The organism is Bacteroides fragilis, from assembly GCF_019583405.1.
Classification (GTDB): domain Bacteria; phylum Bacteroidota; class Bacteroidia; order Bacteroidales; family Bacteroidaceae; genus Bacteroides; species Bacteroides fragilis_B.
This window is the reverse complement of the sequence record NZ_SZUU01000014.1, coordinates 1-23,892: the sequence shown is the minus strand read 5'-3', so window position 1 is coordinate 23,892 and position 23,892 is coordinate 1. Positions and strand designations below refer to the sequence as shown.

The following is a 23,892-nucleotide window of genomic DNA, read 5'->3' as shown; positions in this document are numbered from 1 at the left end:
ATAATTTGTTAAACTCTCAATTATACAAATTTAGTAATTCAATTATTACGCCTATTCTTTTTAAAACCTAATCATCAGTCGGAGAGCGCCCAACGGCAAGGGGACGAACCATCCGTCCCGACGAGCAATGATTCTCAACGTTTACAAACATAGTAACTATACTCTGTCAAAGATAACAAAAAGAGGATTATACTTATATCCTCCTCCATCTTTTTTTGAAACTATTGTATTGCGGTTTAAGTTTTAGGAGTAATTCCAATTAGCTAATATCGATCAGCTCTCAACTTTGCTGTATATAGAAGTATAGCATGTTGAACGGGACTTTACCCACCACCCTCTTATCGGTCGTCCTTTCTCCCCTTTTGTTTGATTGTCTTATGGTTTAGAAAGGACACATTTCTCACCCTTTTTGACCCTTCCTCTTCGTTCCAGGAGAGCGGACTTTGTGCTATTCGTATTTTTATCTCTGTTCCTGATGTCGGACTCCTCAAAGCGGTACTTATACCCTTATTGAATCGGCCTGGATCTTGTCAGCAAAGGAATTTCCGGAGATGTACGCATCTGCAAGGCCGAGCCCAAGGGTGAAGAGAAAAATCTCCAGCCCTGCGGGTAGTATTTTTCACTTCAGTCTTGCAGATCCTATCTCCTACTTGATATGGCTGAAAAGATCAGGTCGATAAACTCAATAAGGGCATAAGTGAATTTTAAAAAAAAGTCGTCCGACGAACAGAGACAAAAATACGATCTAAAAAAAGATTGGTCTCAAAATCTAAACGAGCATTAAGTTTGAAACAAATTAAAACAATAGAAAATGAGTATAATATGTACAAAATGTGGTGGAACAAATGTTTACTGTAAAGCCATGGTCAATCCTAATACCAAAGTGTTTCAAGATTACATTGAAGAGTCTTTTTATTCTGGTTGGTGTGAAGATTGTAAAATAAGAGTTTGTCTAACTGATACAGATGAAGTAAAGGCAGAAATTGATCAAGAATTTGTGAAGTTTGTGGCTCATCATAGTAAAGAACCGCTATATGCTATTTGTGGTATTGTGTGGAAAGATACGAATGAGCGGGAAAATGTTAAGATACAATTATCTTCTGATACTAATCCTGACGAAGATGATGATATTTTCTTCTATTGTAACAGTGTCATTGACTTGAAATCTTTGTGTGAATTTGGTGGTGAAGACTTTGTTGTAATAGAAATATATTGGTTTGAAAATAAGTGATATGATTTTGGATCAAGTATTTGCTTGTTTCAAAAAAATGTACTATCTTAGTAGTATAGAAAAGCAGATAAGAACTTTTAGAACTGGTTCACCCACCAGGATAAAGAAAGGGGGACGTAGTTATGAAAACTGATTATTTTGATAAGGCTGCACAACAGTTTGCAAATTTGATGATTGAGAAGATTCAGCAGGTAGAGAATAACTGGCAAAAGCCCTGGATCACCATTGCAGCGAATACACGCAATTTTTTTCCGCAGAATCTTACAGGAAGAAGGTACGCTGGAGGAAATGCCTTTTTGCTCCTTTTCCTTTGTGAGAAATTCCAATACCAGACACCCGTATTTCTGACATTCAATCAGGTGAAAGAGGCTGGGATCTCTGTTCTGAAAGGATCGAAATCCTTTCCGGTCTATTACTTCCTTTTTTATGTGTACCACAAGGAAACACACAAGAAAATAACTTTTGAGGAATACAAGGTGTTAAGCCGAGAGCAGCAACAGGAATACAACGTTATTCCGACGTACAAATATTACTCGGTCTTTAACCTGGATCAGACCAATTTTTCGGACGTGAGGCCGGAAGAATGGGAAGTGTTAAGGGAGAAGTTCAGAGGGAGACAGGTAGAGCAGATCGGCGGGACAACGGGAGAGGCTAACCCCGTAATAGATGCCATGTTGGAAGCGAAAAGCTGGTTTTGTCCGATACGGGAGCAGGAGGGCAATCAGGCTTTCTATTCTCCTTTGGCTGATTATATTGTACTACCTTTGCGCTCTCAGTTCGTAAATTCGGAGAGCTTTTATGAAACCCTTTTGCATGAAATGGCACATTCAACCGGGCACCCTACCCGACTGAACCGAGATCTTGCGAATCCGTTCGGTTCGGAGAAGTACGGCAAGGAAGAACTAACGGCCGAGTTTTCCGCAGCATTGGCAGGTATGTTTTTGGGGGTTGCCGAACATATACGTCCCGAAAATGCAGCATATCTGAAAAATTGGATTATTGCCATTAAAGAAGAACCCAAGTTTATTTTAAATGTACTGGCCGACGCAATGAAAATAGTTAAGATGATAGCCGGGAAACTGAATATTCTTATAGAAAGCGAAGAACCGGCCGAAAGTGAAGCGGAAAACGTGGCATAAGGGCAGCGGAAAAAGAAAGATCCCCCGAAAGGGGGATAGTCTTTTGGGGGTGAGTTCTTTTTGGCACTCGCCCCAAAAAGAACCAAAAAACGCTTTGTCGCTATATTTTGTTTTGCTTTCATTGTCTTGAATAGGCGTTTTTTGATCGGATAGATATATATTGTGAAACTTAAACAGATAATTGTATGGATAAGGAAAGATTTATAAGGATCGTCGATCTCGTTTCAGCGATGGTCGTGGAAGACCGGATCAGTGAGCAGTTTGTCGAGAACTGCATTTACGGGAAAGTCAAGATGGAAATGTACCAGCATATTTTAGGCAAGTATAGGAGTTATGGCGGTGATTTCTTTCAGTTCTATTTAGGGACGGACAGCGATGTAAATAGGTGGCTGCTTGAGGGTCTGGGAATAGAGGTCGAACCGGATAAATATCCGGATTACGATAGCCGGCTGATCGCCCAGATCGTCCAGGGCAAAAGGAGATTTGATATATACCCGTTTGAAACGGAGGCGTTTAGGAGGTATGCCCTTTTCGGAAATAATAATTCGCTTACGGAGGTTCGACAGATCAGCGACAAGGGGCAGCAAGCGATCAGAAAGAAAGGGATCGATGGGTACGGGAACGCCTTACACTGGTCGCAGTTCTGGATGATAGCGAACCGGGAGGACAAGGAAAGTTTGGCAAATTACGCTCTGAACACGCCTGAAAGATGATAGTAGAATATTTCATTTACCGTAGAAATGGAGTTAAAGAGCCATTTATTTCCTTAGAGGAAATGCCGCAGTACAGGCTAAGACCAAAGAGGAAATTTACTGGGAAAAGGCTTAAAATAGAAGTAATCCGCAGGCTTTCCGGTATGGAAATGGAGGCGACGGTCACCACTCCACAGATAAACGCCTATATCGAGGAGAATATTTATAATACTGACCGTTGGCCGGAATATAGGAAATTATACAGTCAAGTAGCTGTAGAAGTAGATACGGAGGTTGATGTCTTCGTACTCCAGTATATTTTAGTGGCCGAACTGGAGGAACAAATCAAGATGGGGAAGGATAACAGACCACAGCCGACAGATCCGGCCGATGAGAGGCTGATACATCTGATCCGGTGTGAACTTATGGGTGAATCCTTGGAAATGTACAAGACGATGATAAATCCTATTATCGCTTTAAAAAAACGTTTCGTTTGATATGGAATAAAGTACTTGAATGGCCTGAAGAAGTGTGTCGGTCTTTTATAAGTCTATTTAGTTTTGTATCTGTCCATTCCATTTCCCACCCATTTATCGGTAGGCTATTTTGAGATTCATATTATCCTGTGGCTAAAACGAATCTCAAAAGGAGTGTAAGAATAGAAAACCCGTTAGGAGGTTACCGATGCTTTTCATCGGCAATCTCCTAACGGATTACTACCATTCTTTTATACACTCCTATAGCCCATTTCTCACCCGCCCTGTTTTGAAGATCTTTGAGCGGGACTTTACCCACCACCCTTTCATCGGTCGTCCTTTCTCCCCTTTTGTTTGATTGTCTTATGGTTTAGAAAGGACACATTTCTTACCCTTCTGACCCTTCCTCTTCGTTCCAGGAGAGCGGACTTTGTGCTATTCGTATTTTTATCTCTGTTCCTGATGTCGGACTCCTCAAAGCGGTACTTATACCCTTATTGAATCGGCCTGGATCTTGTCAGCAAAGGAATTTCCGGAGATGTACGCATCTGCAAGGCCGAGCCCAAGGGTGAAGAGAAAAATCTCCAGCCCTGCGGGTAGTATTTTTCACTTCAGTCTTGCAGATCCTATCTCCTACTTGATATGGCTGAAAAGATCAGGTCGATAAACTCAATAAGGGCATAAGTGGATTTTAAAAAAAAAGTCGTCCGACGAACAGAGACAAAAATACGATCTAAAAAAGATTGGTCTCAAAATCTAAACGAGCATTAAGTTTGAAATAAATTAAAATAATACGATTATGAAAGTATATGATGTAAACGGCAATGTAGTAGTAGAGGCGTATTTTGTAAACGACCCAGACAAACCTTTTATTCCTAAAGGTGAATACAGAGAAACAGAACTGGATAAGTACAAACGTTCTGTAGATTTCCTGATAACAAACTGTGGTGACAGATATGAAATTGTTTTCAATAAGCCTGTTGTTCTCAAGGAAACACGCTCCATCAAACGTATTGGTAGCAACGAACGATATGCGTACCTGGTCACGGAAAAAGCCTTGGAGGGACTTAAAAACCAATACACACATGCTTGTGATTTTTAATAATAAGTTTAATCAGCAGGGAGAAATCCCTGCACAAATATATAAGAATAACGAACACATATTACAAGTTTGCACCGAACGTATTTTTGGCAAAGTGCGAAGAGAAGCACGAAAGAGGTGAAGAAATCTTAGTTACCACCAAGTATGGTAAGGAGAACGAATGCATAGAATGAATATGATGATATCATCTGTAATTTTAGTGGTCAGATCATAAATTATACAGCATGATCTTTACTCCAGTGCGGTGATCTAAAAGCCGCACTGGTATACTCTGCCTTTCATATAGGATTTTCTTTTACTTCTTCTTTCGCTTTCATTTCATTATATAATTTCAATGCGTTTTTTGTCGTGATACACACCATGTATTTCCCATTATTTAATTGGAGATCTTCAAAACCAAATGATTTGTATACCATTTGAGCATCTGCAAAGGTATATCCACGTGCCATGAACTCCTCTATGTCAGAATTGGGAATTTCTTGCCATATCAACTGATTATCCTTGTTTTTTATTTCTTCTTCTAATTTTCTTAATATAATTACTCCCTCTCGATTTATTTTACCTTTTGGATATTCCATTTGAATATTGCTTATAAGCTGATTTTTTTCTGTTTTTTTACGTCTTTTATTCTGCATCTTTTCTCTTTTTTATTGTGTCTAGAATGACGTATGATAATTGCGTAGAATTGCCAAAGGCTGTATGGATAGCGGTCTTTAGAACTTCCAAATATCTACTTTCAAGCGTTTCATGATAAAATAATGATGGTATTATTATTATCAGGGATTTTCCATCAAAATCTTTAAATTGAAAATTATCAGGATGGAACCAGATACTATACTCTTCTTCGCTGATTTTTTCTTTTAGAAGAGATAGCATAGTCTTCCATTGTTCAGGAATAAAGAGGTCTCCTCCATCTGGAATCGCTTTTTCCTGTTGTTTTTTAGGTCGTCCTCTTTGAGATCTTTTAGGTACTAAGTTTGGATTGATACCGAACTCTTCTTTTAAGAATATGAAAACATAGGATCTATGATCCCGAATTGTATTTGCCGGAACTTCTTTATTAACGAAATAATCTATTCGTTCTTTTAAGTCAAGCAATCTATCTGTCGAAAACTTCTCTATTTGAGAAGAGATACTTTGTATATTAGCAGGCAAGTAATTTTGCAGTTGACTTAAAATGTCTTTCTGATAAGTTAAACGATCCATGATTTCGATTGTATTATCAGTAGAACTGCAAGTACGTACTCTGAATATCCACTTTTTAACTTCACCACCTTGACCACGCCCCTCTTTGATTTCTTCACAATCAAAATGGACATCAATGATTCCAGCATTATATAAACTTTCTAATTCTTCTTTTGCAGGAGCTATTATTCGCTGCTTCAAACGTGAATTGGGATAAGATAAATTCAAATCCTCACGCAATTTATCTGGAATATATTCAAATTTTCTTCTGGATCTCCACATGCAGCATTTATCATAAAAAAAGGCAGCTGCTTTACTCTTTATCACCATTGAAGCTTTGAAGTCCAATAAAGTAAATTCTTCAGAGCGAACGTGATATAATTGAAGTGCACCAGGATTTATATAAACTGTCATCCCTACTTTTTTATCAAAATGCGCTTCACCTATCAAATGGGTAAATACCCAGCCGTTAGGAGTATTGTAGTGAACGTTTGTGGCATTTAGCCATTGAGCAGCATCTTTCAGATCCCGTTCATACTGGTTAGTCGGATATTCTTTTTTTATCTCAGTTATGGGAATAATAAGTTTTAAGGTTTCTTGGCGTTCAATATAGGGGGTCAAATCTAACCCCTCAGATGTAATCCTGTTTACGATAAACTTTATGCTGCGATATACGTTTGGCGATAGATACTGACGTGCTTCGGTTAAGAAGTTCGTCTGTTTCAAAGGACTTTTCAAACGTATAGTCGTGACTTTCTTTTCTTTGTTCCTAGTAGAAGCTTTTTCCATGTCCATTTATCAAATCTTTGCCACAAAGATAAAAATTATAATTGAAAAAATGCAATTTAATGCCATTTTTTTTGATTTATCAATGGCTTTTATTAATGACACAGGTGGCATATAATAGAAATATTATGCGCTATAAAGCTTGTAAGAGTATTTTTTTTATGCTTTAATTTCTATTAGTGATAGTTAAAAACCAGTTAAAAATAATACTCGTATTTTACCTTTTTTATTTTTTGATACTTTCAATTTTAAAATTAAATTCTTCACAAATTGGTATTTAATATTCCTCCCCCCGTCTAAAGCTGTTTCACAAATTGGTATTTAATATTGCTCCTTACAATCTGAAAGTTTATTTTTCACAAATTGGTATTTAATCCTTCACAAATTGGTATTTAATCCTTTTTGTTTTTCACAAATTGGTATTTAATCCTTCACAAATTGGTATTTAATCAGCATTTATTTTCGACAAATTGGTATTTAATACCCTTAAATCTTTCACAAATTGGTATTTAATACCCTCCAAAATCACTGTAAATCAATATATTACAAGCTCGGAAAATAGAAGCATACAAATATTCTTCAGCTAGAAAAAAAGCTAGAAAAGACAAAAATCAAATAATAAATCAATTAAAAATCATAAGCAATAAAAAAATAAATGTCCTGCTGATGCTTTCAACAAATGTACCGACTATCGCCATCAATAAATGTACCGACTATCGCCATCAATAAATGTACCGACTAACAAAATCAACTATAAAACAAACAAAAGGGAGAAAAAAAGTCTCAAAAAATGGGAATATCCGGAAAAATAGGACGGCCTCTAAGCCGCTTTTTCTTCGTTTTTAAGCCTTATCGGGGTCTCCTCTACATCTCCGGTCGCTTTCTAAAGAAAGGCTTAAATTAGGCCGGTTTCTGATCAGATAGTAAATAACTGGTTGTTCTTTCACAACTTTGACTGACTCAGATTTCATAAAAAACAATTTTTATTTTGATAGAGCAATTCTACTATATTTATAATAATAAAAGATTTTTATTTACTTATTATATAAGATGGAGGAAACGGTTGGGGCGAAATTACTTTTTCTTCAATTTGAAGAATACGACTATATTAATCATTGCATTATTTTTTATATTATAATTAATGGATCCTTCTTATACGAGAGCAGGCCATTAGGAAGTAATTATAAAATAAACTGGAATTGTTTCTATTATTTTTCAGACTTTATTTTATATATATTTTTCGATATTTTTTTGTATAGGTACATTGAAGTAATAATGTATAATAATAGAAAAATAATATTTCTATAAGATATTATTCTGAATTTATTATTTTATACCGTTTTTTTACTGTATATATTTGATGTGTCAGAATTGAAATATTGAGTTCACTCAATATTTAGGTTGAAAAAAATCGCTAACTGAAAATATAATGATTCTGATGGTGATCTTTAACAAGGAACTTGCTATCAAAACATACGTAAAGTTTTAAAACACTCATCCCATGAACTTGATTGATAGGATATATGCTTAGAATGTATAAACAACACATTCAACTTCTTTTGATAATTTTTACAATTACTTTCTACGATAAAATAGATGCAATACCATAATTAATATTTTAGCATATTTTATTGAAGAAATATGTTTTCCAAGATTTCTGTCAGCTTGAGACTTTTGCGTTCTTGTATTATAATCGTGATAAGAAAAGTGGCTGTACAATGTTGTTGATGGAAGAAGAACATCATATTTGAACTTACAGCCTAATATTTTTATATGATTATTTTTACAATATTCATAATATGTATTTTGCTTGCTGGTGCAGTAGCCTATTCCTAGTCTCGTTCCTTGTAATTGGCTCCTCCTCCCCCACTCTCCCCTATCGTCGGACATTTCTATCCCATCTTCGTTGGGTTAGAAATGCTTTTGGCCTTTGATAGCTCTTGAAGAGCTCTCAAAGAGAGTGGAAGGAGCAAGCAGGGATTACGCAAAGCGGAATCTTTATTACGCAAAAGCGTAATAGTCAGTTATTTATATTTTTATATTATAATACATGTTATAAAGTATACCTATTAATTATAAATAAACTATCTTTGTATCAAAGATTTATATGATATAAAAATGAATATATTATGCCGAAATATACCACTATAGCTGTTACCCCTGCATTAAAAGACAGGATTAACCAATTGAGAGGAAATATGACTGTACAGGATTATGTATCCTCACTTATTTCATACTTCGATGCTACTGGAATTGACCCGACATCTATACAAATTTGTCCTTGGAATAAAATCTTTGATCGTATTGATGCCTCAATACAGATAATAAAAAATATAGAAAGAGAAAAGATTAATCCTATATTAAAAGGAGTCAGATCACTAGGTGCCGGTGCTATTGATGACAAGAGTAATGCTGTTGTAGAAGGTGTAACCATACAGGAACTACAAGCTGTAATAGACCAAAATGAGAGTTTTAAAAAGCAGTTGATTGAAGCCAGGAATACTATTACTCGACTAGAAAAAGCGGCTTTATCTCCTTCGTTAAAAGTTGATAAATCCAAATTATATGAAGAACTCTTGGATGCCTTACTTTCTAAAAATAATTATCAGTCTAAATCAGGATCTGGTGATTTATATATATCTTCATTTACCATTGATGCGTATAAGAAACGCTATATTGATATAAAAAATAAGTGATATGTTTGCGCAAGTTCATCGACCGAAAGATACTCCGGGACGTAATAATAAGGGTAGCTGTAGCCGTCTAATTGATTACTTGGATAAAGAAAACGAAGAGCTTAAAGAAGCCGACAGACACTCTTTCTTTTCACATAAATCTAATATAGTATCGGCTTCAGAAGTGATGCAAACAATAGATAACAATATCAAGAAACTTAAAAAATCTGATGATAAATTTTATATGTTATCTTTGAATCCATCACAATTAGAATGTAAAACTATTATAGAAAAATGTACTGGTAGAAATGATGTGTCTGAATTTTCTCAATTGTCTAAAGAAGATCAAGAAAAAGTTTTTGAGGAATTGCGTATTTATACCAGGAGAGCAATGGATTTGTATGCTCAAAATTTCCATAGAAACAAAATCCGATCAGGGGAGGATCTTGTCTATTTTGCTATGATTGAAACCAAAAGAGAATATAAGTATACAGATGAATTAGTACAGCAGGGAGTAGCGCATACTGGTGATGAAAAGCCAGGTTTAAATCTACATGTGCATGTTGTTGTTTCAAGAAATGATTTAACACAAACTGTTTCTTTATCTCCACTTGCTCAAAGCCGTGGAAATTCATGGGAACTTAACGGACAGCAAGTAACCCGTGGCTTTAATCATGAGGATTGGAAATCCAATTGTGGGCTATTATTTAGGGAGATGTATCAAAATCATAGATCACAAAGGCAAGAAGTATATAAAAGGAGTTATGCGCAGACCCAAGCTATTAAGAATAAGCTTACTGCTAAGTTGAAGAACGAAATACTTCAGGGACAATTTCGTGATGAAAGGAATATGATTAATAAGGCTGAGAGAGTTACTACTCTTGTTTCTTCTCCTAAAAGCTTTCTTGTGAGCTCTCTAAAAGCAAAGGTGAAAGATCTTATTTCTACGAATGATGCTGTTATATAGCTACTAATTGCTGAGTAACAGACTCTAAAGCCCGTTCATGGGTGGGAGTATGTCAATTAGTGAAATTATCCTAATTTATTTTATGTATATAGTGTATATTGTATATATATTATATATCTTTGTGGAAAATACTAAAGATTATGGCAACAATAGAACTACAGAAGAAAAGAAAAAACATTGATCTGCCAGTTGATACATTGCAAAAACTATCAATTATGGCAGCATCACAGGGCAAAAGTTTAAAGGCTTTTATTGAAAACCTTTTAGTTTCAAAAGCCGATACTTTGAAAATTGAAGTTTCTACCAATCCGAGCCCAAGTGGAGACAAGTGGTTTGATGATCCTGATAATATGGCATCTGTTATGCGTGGCATCGAGGATGCAAAACAGGGAAGGGTTAAAGCATATACAATAGACGAGATGAGAAAACTATTGAATGTATGATTTATAAACTTGTCTTGACCGAAGAAGCCGAAAAACAATTGCTCCAATGGAGGAAATCAGGGCAGAAGAAAGATCTTCAAAAGATTCTCTCTCTATTTCGGGAGTTGGAGGAACATCCTACTATGGGAACCGGCCAGGTAGAAGCTCTCAAAGGAAATCTTTCAGGTTATTGGAGCCGGAGAATTAATAAACACTTTCGGATAATTTATGCAATACATGAAGAGATTGTAACGGTAGAAGTCATTTCTGTGAAGAGCCATTATGGGGATAAATAATATGGGGAGGTATCCAACACTACCTCCCCATATTATTTTAGAGATCGAATTTTTTTAAATATTCTATTACAGCATCGTAAACTATGAGTTTAACTGGTCTTTTCTGGATGCGTTTGAGTTTGGTTAGCTTTGTAGCTGTATCAATATCAACGTAGAAGGTATTAGATATAGCTTCTTCTCCGTCGATTTTTTGGGCTTTTCTTGTTTTGGTGTTTTCTCCCCTCTCCTTTTGGATTTTTGGCTCTTCTGTGGGCTGGAAATTCTCTGTTTCCTCTTCCTTGATATTGGATATGACTTCAGGAGAAGCAGTTTGGGTAGGAACCGATTTGTCACTGTTGCTCGGAGTATTTCGGTTTGTTTGGGCCTGTTTTATCTCTTCTTGCTTATCCACTATGTCATCTGTAACGCTGCTTATGAGGCTGGATACATCGAATTTAGTCTTGTTTCCCATAATACTTATCTTTTTTGGTTGATAATTTCTTTTGCGAACTCCATGTAGTCTTTTGCACCGGTAGAAGATGGTTTATATTCGTATATAGTTTGTCTTTTTCCCTGTGCTTCTGACAGTGATACATTATGATTGATCTTGGATTTGAAAATCAGTTCTTTGAATGTTTCCCTTAATCCTGTTTCAAATTGTGCAGTCATAACTAATCTGTTATGTACCATTGTTAGTAGATATCCTTTTATTTTCAAATCACTATTTACATTATTTCGTACTTCAAGATACGTAGAGGTGATTTCTGAAATCCCTTCAATGGCATATGGCTCACATTGTACTGGTATAATGAGTCCTGTAGAAGCGGTCATCGAGTTAATGGTTGTAATGCCAAGCGAAGGAGGACAATCAAATATGATATAATCATATTGATCTTTTATAGGTTCTAAAAGTCTTTTCAAAATATACTCTTTGCTTATTCTTTTAAAAAGTTCTATTTCGACATTTACTAAATCAGGGCTTGCAGGAATGTAATCAAACCTTTTTTTAGATTTTGTTTCAGAACCTCTTTTGCGAATAATTAGTCCGGATCTCCCGCATAATGCTTCATAAATTGTAGGCTGTTTATCTGCTTTAGAATAACCGAGGTTTTTGCTTAGGTTCATTTGCGGATCCGTATCAATGAGCAGTACATTATATCCTAACTCGTAGAAGGCAGCTCCTAAATTCAAAGCGGTTGTAGTCTTGCCTACTCCCCCTTTGTTGTTTACGATAGTAAAAATTTCCTTTGCCATTTTGGATTATATTAGTTTTATTATTTTCTGTGACGAAGATACAATTAAAATATTATTTAGAGGTTTTATTACTTATAATATTTTTGGTTCTTAAAGTTATTTCACAATTTCGGGTGAAACTGTGAAACTGTGTTCGGGTGAAACTGTGAAACTGTGTTCGGGTGAAACTGTGAAACTGTGTTCGGGTGAAACTGTGAAACTGTGTTCGGGTGAAACTGTGAAACTGCGTTCGGGTGAAACTGTGAAACTGTGTTCGGGCGAAACTGTGAAACTGCGTTCGGGTGAAGCTGTGAAACTGTGTTCGGGTGAAACTGTGAAACTGTGTTCGGGTGAAACTGTGAAACTGCGTTCGGGTGAAACTGTGAAACTGCGTTCGGGTGAAACTGTGAAACTGTGTTCGGGTGAAACTGTGAAACTGTGTTCGGGTGAAGCTGTGAAACTGTGTTCGGGTGAAGCTGTGAAACTGTGTTCGGGTGAAACTGTGAAACTGTGTTCGGGTGAAACTGTGAAACTGTGTTCGGGTGAAACTGCGAAACTGTGTTCGGGTGAAACTGCGAAACTGTGTTCGGGTGAAACTGCGAAACTGTGTTCGGGTGAAACTGCGAAAAGCAATTATATTACTTCTAAGTTATTAATAAAAGAATATTAGAATAAAATAATAAATATTATTTCAAATATTTGCTATTTTTGTAGCAGATCTCGCTTTCGTTATAAAAAGTAATTAATTTAATAAAGAATATTATGGATAAAAATGTAGAGTATACTAAAACAACTTTTGATATTGCTGTGACTACTAGGGCTAAGTTATTGACTTTTATCGGGGCAGCAAAAGGGAAAGGAGAAAAAATTAATCAACGAAAATTTGTTAGTGAAGCACTGGAGGAACATCTCAAAAAAGAATCTGAAAGATTAGGTATAAAAATAGACCTATAAGGTTTATTTAAACGACCGTTTTATTATACGTAATTAATATTATAAGATATGATATATGAATCTATATGGAATCATATACCATATCTTTCTTATATTCTGTCTTTATTGAGGGTGCAAAATAACAGTTTTAAACTAAAATAAAAAAATGTTTAGTGTTAAAAAAACTATTTTCTAAAATGAGTTCCTTTAGTACGAAGGTATTTATACATAGTTGCTTTACATATTCCTGCCTTTTCACAGATAATACTTATTTTCTCTCCTTTATTATATAAAGAATAAGCCAGTTCTGCTTTTTCCATGGCTTTTTGAGAGAGTCCTTTTCTCCGTCCAAGTTTTACTCCTCGTGCTTTGGCTGCTTGCAATCCTGCGATAGTTCGTGCTCTGTTATTATCAACTTCAATTTCAGCATATATCGCACACTGCCACATATATACTTTCCCTGTAACCTTACTGGAGTCTATACCTTCATTAAGTGAGATTACTGTTATTTTCTTTTCTTTTAAGGCTTCGAATGTATTAATGATCCCTAACATATTTCTTCCTAATCTATCGATTTTCCAGACAACTAGTGTGTCATTAGCTTTGAGCTTTTTCAATAGTCCATTTAGTATTGGCCTTGTTTTTCTACCAGATTCTTTTTCTGTGTAAATTTCTGTACATCCATTTTCTTTTAGTGCATTAATTTGTAAGTCTAAATTTTGTTCGTTTTTGCTAACACGAGCATATCCAATTTTCTTCATTCTATACAATTTTATGCAAAGATAAATGTTTTATCGCACACCGGAAAAATGACCATTTTATAAGGTATAATAAAACGGTCGTTTAAATGAACAAGAAATTTTTGTTTTTAATTGTGTTTCTCGCTCTAACAATGGGAGTTAAGGCACAATTCTACTCCGTTCGAACAAATTTAATAGGTCTAGCTACTACGAATCTAAATGTAGAGTTATCAATGGCTTTAAATCGCAAATGGTCTGTTCATTTGCCTGTTCAGTATAACCCTTTTGTTTTAGGGAACGAAAGAACGAACAGACAATTCAGAAACCTGACAGTTCAACCTGGAGTACGATATTGGTTAGTAGATAGTTATGCTGGTATGTTTGTTGGCATTAATGGAGTTGCTTCAAGGTTTCACATAGGAAATTTATTTGATAAGAAGCGATATGATGGTTCCGCATTTGGTGGGGGAGTGTCTTTCGGAAATGCTTGGGTGATAAACACACGCTGGAACTTTGAATTGGAAGCTGGTTTAGGACTTGTATGGGCAGACTACGATAAATATAAATGTAAGAAGTGTGGGTTGAAGCTTGGTTCATTTGATGAATGGAGAGTCATACCTACAAAGATCGCAGTCAATATAGTGTATCTCTTTTAAATAATGAGTTATGAGAAAAAGATATATTAAAGTAGTAGCATTGTTTGGGCTTATTGCTGTAGTGATTGGGTGTGGTAGTATCACAGATGCCCTCAAAAAAGAAAAATCCCAGGATACTAAAATTACTGTTAGAGCAGCACAAGCAAAACAAGAGGGCAAAAAAAAGAAGCAGGAAAGTTTATATCATTATCAGGAAATAAATGATACGATCAATAACCGTAAAGGATATTTAGTAGAAGGAGAAATAGATAAAGAGTCAGGGGAAACTATTATGACCATGGATATGGAAGCAATTACGGTGGTTGCTAAGTCTCGTAATATACCAGAGCGAGCGGGTAAGGTTTCTTTGGACTTTATCGTCACTGTCCCGGAACGTTTAATATCAAATAAGTGGCAACTTAGGTTAACGCCAGTATTGTTTAAAGCAAGTGGTGAAAAAACTGAGTTTGAAAGATTGTTGCTTTCTGGAGCCGATTTTCTAAAGGTGCAAAAAGAAGGGTATAATAGATATCAGGAGTTTGTAAATTCTATTATTCCCGATTCACTATTTCTTCAGGAAATGATTGATAAGAAAGGATATAAGAGAGCTATTGCAGACCTGGAAGATTCAATTTACCAAGCGTGGAAGAAAGATCGTAATTCACAATTACGAATAGAAAAAAGAAATGTTAGAAGTGAGTTTTTCAATGGTAAATTAAAGAAAAATCAGATGCGGTTAAAAGGAGAGGGGATTGCCTCTATTTTACCGCAGTTCTGGCTATACCGTAATGTGGATTCTATACAGATTGCCGAAGAGTATAAACGTTTCAAAGGAAAGAAAAATATAGTCAGGAGACGTATAACCTCAGAAGATTCATTAGCGATCCTGAAGAAATATTATCGTTATAAAAAGATAGAGGAGAATAACTGGAAAAAAAGTATGCTGCAAAAAAAATTCCAGGAATATGTTAGGTTCCCTTATGAGAAAGCAAGGTTAGATACCGTTATCAAAGTGGGTAATACTTTTCAGTATTATTATATACAGGATGTATTTGCTGACGAAAATACAAGTAAGATGAAACTAACCATCGATGGAATGGTGTTAGCCAAGGATGAAAGTAAGTATCATGTCCCGGAATCAGATACAATCACATACTATGTGTCATCAATGATACAATTTCTTGATAGAGATCCTAGATATGTATTTGAGGTGGTGGAAAGAAGGGCAGAGGCTAATCTCACATCATTCATTAATTATAAAAGTGGCAAAACAACCATTGATGAAACCCTTGGAAATAATGCTGCTGAATTAGAGAAAATCAGACATACTATCAAGAGTCTGACAGATACAGGTGAGTTCCTTATTGACAGTATCAATATGGTAGCGAGTTCTTCACCAGAAGGTCCGGCTGAAATGAATAAGCACCTTGCTATGCTCAGAGCTAAAGAACTGAAGAGATATTTGGCTAAAACATTAGATGATAAGGAAGGAGTGGATACTTTATTGTCTGCTAAATGGATAGGAGAAGACTGGAAACGCTTAAAAGAATTGGTTTCAGTTAGCAGTTCTTTAGCAAATAAGGAAGGGATACTTTCAATTATAAATGGAAGTCAAAGAATTGATGCAAAAGAAGGCATGATCCGAGCTAAATATCCTCAGGATTATAGTATTCTGCGAGAAGAATTTTATCCAAAATTGCGAGCTGTCAACTTTACTTTTAATCTCCATCGAAGAGGTATGATAAAAGATACCATACATACTCAGGTAATTGATACCATATATGAAAAAGGTAGAAACTTATTGGAGAAAAGAAAGTATAAAGAAGCTCTCGCTATTCTTTCTGATTATAATGATTATAACACGGCTGTATGCCTTATGTCTTTGGGATACGATAAACGGGCTTTGGCTGTGTTGGAAAGACAGAAAGATACCGCCAACAGAAATTACCTGATGGCTATATTGTATTCACGGTTGAAGAATGATAAAAAAGCTGTTGAGTATTACCAAAGATCCTGTGAACAAGACGAAAGCAAAGAATATCGAGGTTCGCTTGATCCGGAAATTAATCGACTAATCAAAGAATATAATCTTAATCAAAGCCTATATTAAAATGAGGAAAATAAAACTACTGGCGGGGGCAGCTTTGTTTATGCTGGCCAGCTGTAACTTCTCGGAGGAATGTATCTATTACGGTACATGCAAGATCTCATTGGATTGGAGTGAGATCAACGGTGAATCGGCAATACCAAGTGTAAATGAAATGAATCTGATTCTTTATCCTTTGACCGGGGAAGGACTATCAAAAATGCCTGTTGCTCCAGAACCTTTCAATTCATTGTCATTCCAAAAAGAATTATTGGTTGGAGATTATGATGTATTCGTGTATAATCCTGCGACCTATATCATGCAGAATCCCACCAGTTCAAAAGAAGCAATGCTGACTATTAGTACAATAGCTGATGGTGCAAAAAAATATATCAACCAGGAACTACTACCGGTATATGTTGCTGCTTCGGAGAGTATGACTATTGCACATGAAGATACAACAAATCTCGTTCTCAAACCTATGTTCTTCTTGCAAATACTAGAGTTTCATATCAATGTAAAGAATATGATTAAGGTTGATGTGAAGCAGATTGATGCGGAACTGGAAGGGGTAGCGACACAAAAATATATGTTGAGTGCTGGCATAGGAGAGGACTTTGCGATTCAGCAGTTTACCGCTTTAAAAAATGAGGAAGAAAAAAACAGGTATGATAAAAGTATTAGAGTGTTGGGTATCAATAATACGGTGAGTAACCAATTAGACCTATCACTTCTATTTGAAGATGGCCATGAAGTTCGGACTTCTGTTGACCTGTCTGAAAAACTCAAAAACTTCACAGCGGCTAAAGCGGTGATAGAGTTGGAGGTCTTAACTGGAGAATACAACACTGAAGCATCCATACAAGATTGGCATGAAGTCGATTGGGGAGAATTACAATATACTAATTTTTAATCAATAAATTTATGAACAAGAAAATTTTGATGTTACCGGTAGCAGCATGTCTGACTGCTGCTATTATGGTGGGTTGCGAACAATCTGAAAATGTAGGGGAAAACTTGGAAATTACTACATCCTGGGCAAAAAGTAATGTGGCAACTCGTGCTTTAAAATCTGATTTTGCTATTGGAGATGAAATTGGGGTCTATGTGACTTCTGGTACATTAGATGCAATGTACAATAATAAAGCAGAGTATGCGAATGTACAATCTATTTGGGGAGGAGTTACTTGGGCACAGAGTACTAATGTATACTTGGATAATAAAGAAGCAACAATTTATGCTTATTATCCATATACAACGAGTGCTGGGAACGGAAAAGCGATACCGGTAGAATCAACCTCTCAAACGGATTATCTATATGGGGTAGGGGATCGTCCGGCTAATATTGCTAATTCTACTTGCAATATTGAATTAAAGCACGCTTTAACTCAAATAGCGTTTAAGATCAAGACTAAAAATTATTCTGGTAATGGTGTATTACAAGAACTGAAGGTATCTAATAACTCTGGGTCAAATACAATTTATACCAAAGGAACAATGAACTGTCAGACAGGAGATATTACAGGGACAGAACTTGGAACATTGGTATTGGCAGCTAATCACCATTTGACTGAAACTGAATCTGTTTTCTCAGCTATGACCCTTCCGGTGAAAGATCCAACTGCGGATAAAGCTATAATGTTGACTTTTAAGATAGATGACGTTGATTATACGTATGCTTTAAGTAGTGGAACTATTTGGGCACCTGGAACGAAGAATGTTTATTCTATCACTTTGGAAGGCAAGGACGTAACAATCGGAGGTGGTGATGGAACTGGACCCGGTGCGGATGGAGTAACTATCAAGGAATGGAATGAAACTATTCTGGGAGAAATAAAGCTGACTCCTATAGCTTAACATAATCAAATTATTCAATATGCTCAAAAAGAATTTTATCAGGTTCATGTATTTACTGTTGTCCGTGTTGGCAATGGTAAATGTGGCATGTTCTGATGAAGATGATAAGCAGTCTGAACAGCTCACTGAAGTAAGATTCAAAATCGCTGTTGAAGATTCTATAAGCACACGAAGTACTCAGAATAATACTTTTGAAAGAGGAGATGCTATAGGGGTCTTTGCTTTTGTGCGGGATGATAACTCAACACCGGCAAAGCTTCAGGGAGATTATGCGAATAATCGTAAATGGGTATGGAATGGAATTGAGTTTCTTCCGGAAACGGAAGCAGATAAGATTTTCTTTTCTGGATCCAGAAAAATGGACTTTTATGTTTATTATCCCTATTCGCAATCTAACAGTTCTTATAGCGATATTGCCTTTCAGGTTTCTCCAGATCAAACTTCTGCCAGTGGATACAATGCCTCTGACTTTATGACTGCGGTAAATACAACTGGTATTTTTAACCAGGCAGTAGAATTAAACTTCAAGCATAAGTTATCGACATTACGCTTGATAGTAGAAGATCTGGGAAATATTACCGGTGCAACAGCTTCCGGATTAATGGCTGCGTCTTCATTGGATTTCTCAAATAATAGTGCTGTGGCCAGTGGAAGCCCGACTAGCCTGAAAATGTATAATAGAGGATCTATTTCTGGTTTGTATACTTTTGATATATGCGTACCGGTACAGACTCTTCCTATAGAGAAGGTTTTGTTTACCGTTCATCGAACAGGTACAGATGATGTGAATATCAAAGCAACAGCCGGCATGCTTCAGGAGGGGAAGATCACGACATTGAACGTACCGTTGATGAAAACCATTACAATCAATCAGACTACTGGAGGAGTGGCTTCAGGAGCAGGTACTTATCCTTATGGTTACGATTTGACTGTGATAGCTAAGCCACAAGCTGGATACTCGTTTGTAGGTTGGTATGAAGGAGGAACACAAGTTTCAACATTGGAAAACTATTCGTTTAAGGTTACAAAAGATCGTGTACTGGAACCTCGTTATGAAAGAATTGTATATCATATATCAGTAACCAAAAATATGGATGCTGGTGGTAGTGTGACCGGAGGAGGAGATTATTATTATGATGATAAATGTACTCTCAATCAAACGACAAATACCGGATATACATTTAACGGATGGTTTGAGGGGGGATCACCTGTCTCAACTAATAGTACTTATTCTTTCAATGTAACCTCTTCACGGAGTTTTGAGGCCAGATACACTATAAACCGTTACACTCTTACCGTTGTGAACGGTAGTGGATCCGGAACGTATGATTATGGCACTAACGTTACAATAAAGGCCAATACAATTGCCGGGCATACATTCTCTCGGTGGAGTGATGGAAATACGAATGCTACCCGTACTATTACTGTTACTGGAAATGCTACCTATACTGCTGAGTTTACGACAAACAAGTATAATCTTACTGTAGTCAATGGTAGTGGGTCTGGAACGTATGAATATGGAACCAACGTTACAATAAAAGCCAATACGATTGCGGGCAAGACTTTTTCTCGTTGGAGTGATGGTAATACAAGTGCTACCCGTACCGTGACCGTGACTGGAGATGCTACCTATACTGCTGAGTTTACGACAAACAAGTATACATTGACCGTCATCAATGGTAGTGGGTCTGGAACGTATGAATATGGAACCAACGTTACGATCCAGGCCAATACAATTGCCGGGCATACATTCTCTCGGTGGAGTGATGGTAATACAAGTGCTACCCGCACCGTGACCGTGACTGGAAATGCTACCTATACTGCTGAATATACAGCAGATCGTTATACTCTGACAGTAAACTCAAATAATACGAGTTATGGTACGACATTTGGATCCGGAACATATGATTATGGTACCAATGTGACGATACAAGCTATACCTAAAGCGGCATCTGGTAATATCAGTTATTCCTTTGTGACTTGGAATGATGGTAATACCAATTCATCCCGTACCATTACTGTAACGACTAATGCTACCTATACTGCGACTTTCAGAAAAGAGGAATGGGTATATTCTATTTCGGTTTCTCCGACGAGCTTGAACTTCTCTTCAAAAGGGGGAACGAAATCGTTTACTGTCACTTCTACCAGGACTAAATATGTTGATGGAGCATCATCTACCACTGAAAACGTAAGTTGGACTGCACAACTTACTGGCGGTGGGGCAGGGGCTTTCTCTGTGGAAGGAAGTAATGTGAAAGCTGCTGAGAACTCTACGTCCTCTTTGAGGTCTGCTACTTTATTGATATCTCAGTCTGGCGGTGGTTCAGCATCTATCTCTCTGGAGCAAGATGGAAAATTTGACGTGGATGTCGATATCGAATAATCTTTCAATGAAAAATTATAATGGATAAATTTATAAATTATTTCTTTACTTTACTTTTCATCTCATCTCTGCTCTCTTCCTGTTCTCAGGAAGAGACAGCAGAGAACTATGATAAGGCAGAACTCCGGATAGATGCTTCTGTCGAAGGTAGTACTACGAGAGCTGTAAAAAATACATTTGTGGTTGGAGATGAAATTGGGGTCTATACTACTTATGGATCATTGGAATTACCTTACTTCGGAGTACCGGCCAATGCAAAAAGTGTGTATAATGGAACTGTTTGGGTTTCAGATCCTGTTTATCTGACAGGAAGACTTGCTTCGATATTTGCCTATAGTCCATATACGGCAAGTGCAGGAGATGGAAAAGCAATACCCATAGAATCAACTTCTCAGACAGACTATCTGTATGGGACAGGAGACAGACAGGTAAACTCTGAAAATGCTTCTGTCAATATTGAAATGAAGCATGCTTTGGCCAAAGTCGTTTTTAAAATAAGAAAACAGGATTATGCTCAAAATGCAACCCTTACAGGAATCACGATAACAGGGACAGTTTCATATCCTGTTTATACGCAAGGAACATTTAACTGTCAGACAGGAGAGATAACAACTTCTGGAGGTAATGGTACTATTTCCCTTACTTGTACGGATCTGTTGCAAAACGATTTTAGAGAACTTCATGAGCTATTGGTCTTCCCATTATCGGGCATAACAACCAAGACCGGAGATATAGTTGTATCATTTTCTATTCAAACAGATATTAATACCGAAAACTATAAGATAGAGATACCGGCTCCTACTTTGTGGGAAAGAGGAAATTCATATGTCTATCCCTTGACTCTGAACGGTTATGGATTACACCTGAATAGTACTGATATATCAATTACTCCATGGGATAATACACTTTCTGGAAGTGGAAGCACTATGTAAAACTTATAAAATAACAATTATGAAACAAAAAATCATGCTATGTGCCAGCTTTTGTATGGCGCTGTTGGGAATGAATCTTTCATCTTGTACACAAGAAGAAAATACGGGAAATACCGCTAAGTTACGGATCTTTCCAACATTGGAAAATCCGACACGTGCGGTTATGAACAACTTTGTTAATGGTAATCAAATTGGGTTGTTTGTGATGGCAGCAGATGGTGGCAATTATAACGATTGCGATTGTGGTTTTAATGCTATGGCATCTCTAAATGCAAGTGTGTGGACAGTAAACCAGAATATTGAATTAACTTCTGCTAAAGCGGATATCTATGCATACTATCCATATAAAGCCGGACTTAATTCTACGACAATCCCGGTAGAGGTTGCTTCACAAACAGATTATCTGTTTGCTACTAAAACGACCGCAGATGTTAATAATCCTACTGCTACAATTCCTATGAAGCATGCCTTGGCACTTAATAGCTTCGTTCTTAAGAAAGGAAGTTACTCTGGAATTGGTAAGGTTACTAAAATTGAGCTGAAGAATACTAAAACGGAAGGAACTCTTGATGTAAAAACCGGGGAAGTCATCGTTGGAAACACTAAAGCCTCTATGAGTGCGGAGTGTAATGTTGTACTAAGTGATAATGTACAGAAGATAAGTGCAATAATGATGCCGGTAACTATTACCGAAAGCGATAATATCACAGCTCGATTTACTATTGACGGGGAGGTTTATTCTTATGAAATTTCACCTACTACCTGGGCTCCGGGAAATGAAAACATATACACTTTAGGCATTAAGGAAGATACCAAAAAATTATTTGAGATTGGTAGTGTAGAGATTAATCCGTGGGGGGTGGGAGCTCAATATGATGGTAATCTTACCAATGATAAGTTTGATGTGGATGTAGATATCGAATAAATAGAGAGAACTATGAAAAGAAAAATCTATTATAACTTATTGCTTTTAGCAACAATGTTTGGAATAACTTCTTGCTCCCAAGATGCTGAAAGAGAAGAATTTTTAGAAGGAGAAATCCTGATAAGTACAGAAATATATGTAGATGGGCAGCTCCAGACTCGTGCATCTACTGAAGCAGGGTACACAACGGGAGCCGGATCTTATCATTCTGGTGAAGACTGTACTGTAGCGGCATATGCTAATCAAGGATACGAACTTGAAAGTTTTAAATGTGTTAGTGGAGGAACGCAATCAGGGAGTAGTTCATATACTTTCCGTGTAAAAAATCCAATGCGTTTTGTCGCCAAATTTAAGAAGCAGAGTAACCGCTTTATCGCTGTAGGAACCGGTGGCTGGATCCTGACTCCAAGCGGAGAAGCCAAACAGGTATACATACTTGACTGGAACAGTCTTGCATACGGCAATGGTAAATATGTGGCTATTAGTAACGACCAGGTGACAACATCCTCAGATGGAGAAAACTGGACCACTCCGGCACGTCCTGCCCCATGGGGAGCAGATTATTCCTGGAATTGGAAAAAAGCAACATATGTAAATGGCAAATTTGTAGTAATAGGTAGCTGTAATAAGGGCTCTTATGAGAAGCCAGCTGTAATGACATCCATTGATGGCGTTAACTGGTCAACGCCATTAACATTTGGAGAGTATAGTTCTGATATTGATAAGTTTGAAGATATTGTTTACGGAAATGGCAAATTTGTGATAGCAGGGAGATTCGGTTTTACCACTACATCTGTAGATGGTATCAATTGGACAGAGATAAAGTCAGTAGGAAACAGCTATTGGTGGCGTAGTATCACATACGGAAATGGTAAATATGTAATAGCAGATGCAAGCGGATATACTTCTACATCAACAGATGGTATCAACTGGACAGCACCTCAAAGAGTCAAAGATGTTGGAATTACCGATGTTGCCTACGGAGATGGCAAATTCGTTATGGCAGATCAGGAGGGTTCTGTGTATACATCTACAGATGGTATAAGTTGGATATCTGCGTCAACTCCTTCAAATTGGGTAATTAACCAAATTGCATACAATGGTGTATTTATCGCTGTTGGAGCTAAAAGGGAATCAGGCAATAAAAGTACTTCCGGGTGTCTTATATCTACTGATGGCGTGACCTGGAAAGAACTTGGTTTACTTCCTGGTGGG

The 23,892-nt window shown here is 36.8% G+C and carries 24 protein-coding genes and 1 pseudogene; 20 read left to right on the top strand and 5 right to left on the bottom strand.

The window, feature by feature from the left end; all coding sequences use genetic code 11:
* Positions 1-811 precede the first annotated feature (811 nt).
* From FDF36_RS20160 to FDF36_RS21380, 6 genes and pseudogenes are all read left to right on the top strand, one after another.
* Positions 812-1,231 carry a hypothetical protein gene (locus FDF36_RS20160; protein ID WP_259281485.1) on the top strand — a complete coding sequence of 140 codons (420 nt, stop codon included), beginning with the start codon at positions 812-814 and terminating at the stop codon, positions 1,229-1,231.
* A 122-nt stretch (positions 1,232-1,353) separates the two neighbouring features.
* On the top strand, positions 1,354-2,370 hold the full coding sequence (locus tag FDF36_RS20155) for an ArdC family protein (RefSeq protein WP_220392564.1): 1,017 nt from the start codon (positions 1,354-1,356) through the stop codon (positions 2,368-2,370).
* 185 nt (positions 2,371-2,555) lie between these two features.
* Positions 2,556-3,083 carry a hypothetical protein gene (locus FDF36_RS20150; protein WP_220392563.1) on the top strand — a complete coding sequence of 176 codons (528 nt, stop codon included), beginning with the start codon at positions 2,556-2,558 and terminating at the stop codon, positions 3,081-3,083.
* The gene (locus FDF36_RS20145; RefSeq protein WP_220392562.1) at positions 3,080-3,559 is read left to right on the top strand and encodes a hypothetical protein; all 480 of its coding nucleotides are present in this window, start codon (positions 3,080-3,082) and stop codon (positions 3,557-3,559) included. The genes FDF36_RS20150 and FDF36_RS20145 overlap by 4 nt, the downstream gene beginning before the upstream one ends.
* Positions 3,560-4,337: 778 nt before the next feature.
* On the top strand, positions 4,338-4,640 hold the full coding sequence (locus tag FDF36_RS20140; RefSeq protein ID WP_220392561.1) for a hypothetical protein: 303 nt from the start codon (positions 4,338-4,340) through the stop codon (positions 4,638-4,640).
* A 47-nt stretch (positions 4,641-4,687) separates the two neighbouring features.
* A pseudogene (locus tag FDF36_RS21380) lies at positions 4,688-4,807 on the top strand (DUF3560 domain-containing protein); the annotation flags it as partial.
* Between the two features lie 111 nt (positions 4,808-4,918).
* Here the strand turns inward: FDF36_RS21380 and FDF36_RS20135 are convergent.
* Both FDF36_RS20135 and FDF36_RS20130 read right to left on the bottom strand, forming a co-directional pair.
* Positions 4,919-5,275, bottom strand: coding sequence for a hypothetical protein (locus FDF36_RS20135; protein WP_220392560.1), 357 nt, complete (start codon positions 5,273-5,275; stop codon positions 4,919-4,921).
* On the bottom strand, positions 5,265-6,620 hold the full coding sequence (locus FDF36_RS20130) for a replication initiation protein (protein WP_220392559.1): 1,356 nt from the start codon (positions 6,618-6,620) through the stop codon (positions 5,265-5,267). Before FDF36_RS20130 ends, FDF36_RS20135 begins: the two co-directional genes overlap by 11 nt.
* A 2,120-nt stretch (positions 6,621-8,740) precedes the next feature.
* On the opposite strand from FDF36_RS20130, the gene FDF36_RS20125 reads away from it, so the two are divergent.
* The 4 genes from FDF36_RS20125 to FDF36_RS20110 all read left to right on the top strand — a co-directional run bounded on the left by FDF36_RS20125 (position 8,741) and on the right by FDF36_RS20110 (position 10,971).
* Positions 8,741-9,307, top strand: a complete 567-nt coding sequence (locus tag FDF36_RS20125; RefSeq protein WP_220392558.1) for a BfmA/BtgA family mobilization protein — start codon at positions 8,741-8,743, stop codon at positions 9,305-9,307.
* A gap of 1 nt (position 9,308) precedes the next feature.
* Positions 9,309-10,253: a DUF5712 family protein gene (locus FDF36_RS20120; RefSeq protein WP_220392557.1), complete on the top strand. Its 945-nt coding sequence runs from the start codon at positions 9,309-9,311 to the stop codon at positions 10,251-10,253.
* 140 nt (positions 10,254-10,393) lie between these two features.
* Positions 10,394-10,696 (top strand): hypothetical protein, encoded by a 303-nt coding sequence (locus FDF36_RS20115; protein WP_220392556.1) that lies wholly within the window; start codon positions 10,394-10,396, stop codon positions 10,694-10,696.
* A complete protein-coding gene (locus tag FDF36_RS20110) occupies positions 10,693-10,971 on the top strand; it encodes a Txe/YoeB family addiction module toxin (RefSeq protein WP_220392555.1) in 279 nt (92 codons plus the stop codon). Before FDF36_RS20115 ends, FDF36_RS20110 begins: the two co-directional genes overlap by 4 nt.
* A gap of 37 nt (positions 10,972-11,008) precedes the next feature.
* Here the strand turns inward: FDF36_RS20110 and FDF36_RS20105 are convergent, their stop codons facing one another.
* On the bottom strand, positions 11,009-11,422 hold the full coding sequence (locus FDF36_RS20105) for a hypothetical protein (RefSeq protein ID WP_220392554.1): 414 nt from the start codon (positions 11,420-11,422) through the stop codon (positions 11,009-11,011).
* 5 nt (positions 11,423-11,427) lie between these two features.
* Positions 11,428-12,204, bottom strand: a complete 777-nt coding sequence (locus tag FDF36_RS20100; RefSeq protein WP_220392553.1) for a ParA family protein — start codon at positions 12,202-12,204, stop codon at positions 11,428-11,430.
* A 121-nt stretch (positions 12,205-12,325) separates the two neighbouring features.
* Between FDF36_RS20100 and FDF36_RS21375 the strand changes: the two genes are divergently transcribed.
* Complete coding sequence (locus FDF36_RS21375; protein ID WP_259281484.1) at positions 12,326-12,853, top strand: hypothetical protein; 528 nt, start codon at positions 12,326-12,328, stop codon at positions 12,851-12,853.
* Between the two features lie 92 nt (positions 12,854-12,945).
* Positions 12,946-13,137: a hypothetical protein gene (locus FDF36_RS20090; protein ID WP_220392551.1), complete on the top strand. Its 192-nt coding sequence runs from the start codon at positions 12,946-12,948 to the stop codon at positions 13,135-13,137.
* 164 nt (positions 13,138-13,301) lie between these two features.
* On the opposite strand, the gene FDF36_RS20085 is transcribed toward FDF36_RS20090, so the two are convergent.
* Positions 13,302-13,877, bottom strand: coding sequence for a recombinase family protein (locus FDF36_RS20085; protein WP_220392550.1), 576 nt, complete (start codon positions 13,875-13,877; stop codon positions 13,302-13,304).
* 86 nt (positions 13,878-13,963) lie between these two features.
* Between FDF36_RS20085 and FDF36_RS20080 the strand changes: the two genes are divergently transcribed.
* The 8 genes from FDF36_RS20080 to FDF36_RS20045 all read left to right on the top strand — a co-directional run.
* Positions 13,964-14,512 carry a DUF3575 domain-containing protein gene (locus tag FDF36_RS20080; RefSeq protein ID WP_220392549.1) on the top strand — a complete coding sequence of 183 codons (549 nt, stop codon included), beginning with the start codon at positions 13,964-13,966 and terminating at the stop codon, positions 14,510-14,512.
* Between the two features lie 10 nt (positions 14,513-14,522).
* A complete protein-coding gene (locus FDF36_RS20075) occupies positions 14,523-16,601 on the top strand; it encodes a hypothetical protein (protein ID WP_220392548.1) in 2,079 nt (692 codons plus the stop codon).
* A 1-nt stretch (position 16,602) separates the two neighbouring features.
* Entirely contained in the window at positions 16,603-17,490 is an 888-nt protein-coding gene (locus FDF36_RS20070) for a DUF5119 domain-containing protein (RefSeq protein WP_220392547.1), read from the top strand.
* Between the two features lie 11 nt (positions 17,491-17,501).
* The gene (locus tag FDF36_RS20065; protein WP_220392546.1) at positions 17,502-18,434 is read left to right on the top strand and encodes a fimbrillin family protein; all 933 of its coding nucleotides are present in this window, start codon (positions 17,502-17,504) and stop codon (positions 18,432-18,434) included.
* A 46-nt stretch (positions 18,435-18,480) separates the two neighbouring features.
* Positions 18,481-20,820: an InlB B-repeat-containing protein gene (locus tag FDF36_RS20060; protein WP_220392545.1), complete on the top strand. Its 2,340-nt coding sequence runs from the start codon at positions 18,481-18,483 to the stop codon at positions 20,818-20,820.
* A gap of 20 nt (positions 20,821-20,840) precedes the next feature.
* Positions 20,841-21,752 carry a fimbrillin family protein gene (locus tag FDF36_RS20055; protein WP_220392544.1) on the top strand — a complete coding sequence of 304 codons (912 nt, stop codon included), beginning with the start codon at positions 20,841-20,843 and terminating at the stop codon, positions 21,750-21,752.
* Positions 21,753-21,771: 19 nt separating this feature from the next.
* Positions 21,772-22,677: a fimbrillin family protein gene (locus tag FDF36_RS20050; RefSeq protein ID WP_220392543.1), complete on the top strand. Its 906-nt coding sequence runs from the start codon at positions 21,772-21,774 to the stop codon at positions 22,675-22,677.
* Positions 22,678-22,689: 12 nt separating this feature from the next.
* Positions 22,690-23,892: WD40/YVTN/BNR-like repeat-containing protein (locus tag FDF36_RS20045; RefSeq protein WP_220392542.1), on the top strand; the 1,203-nt coding region annotated here is incomplete at its 3' end.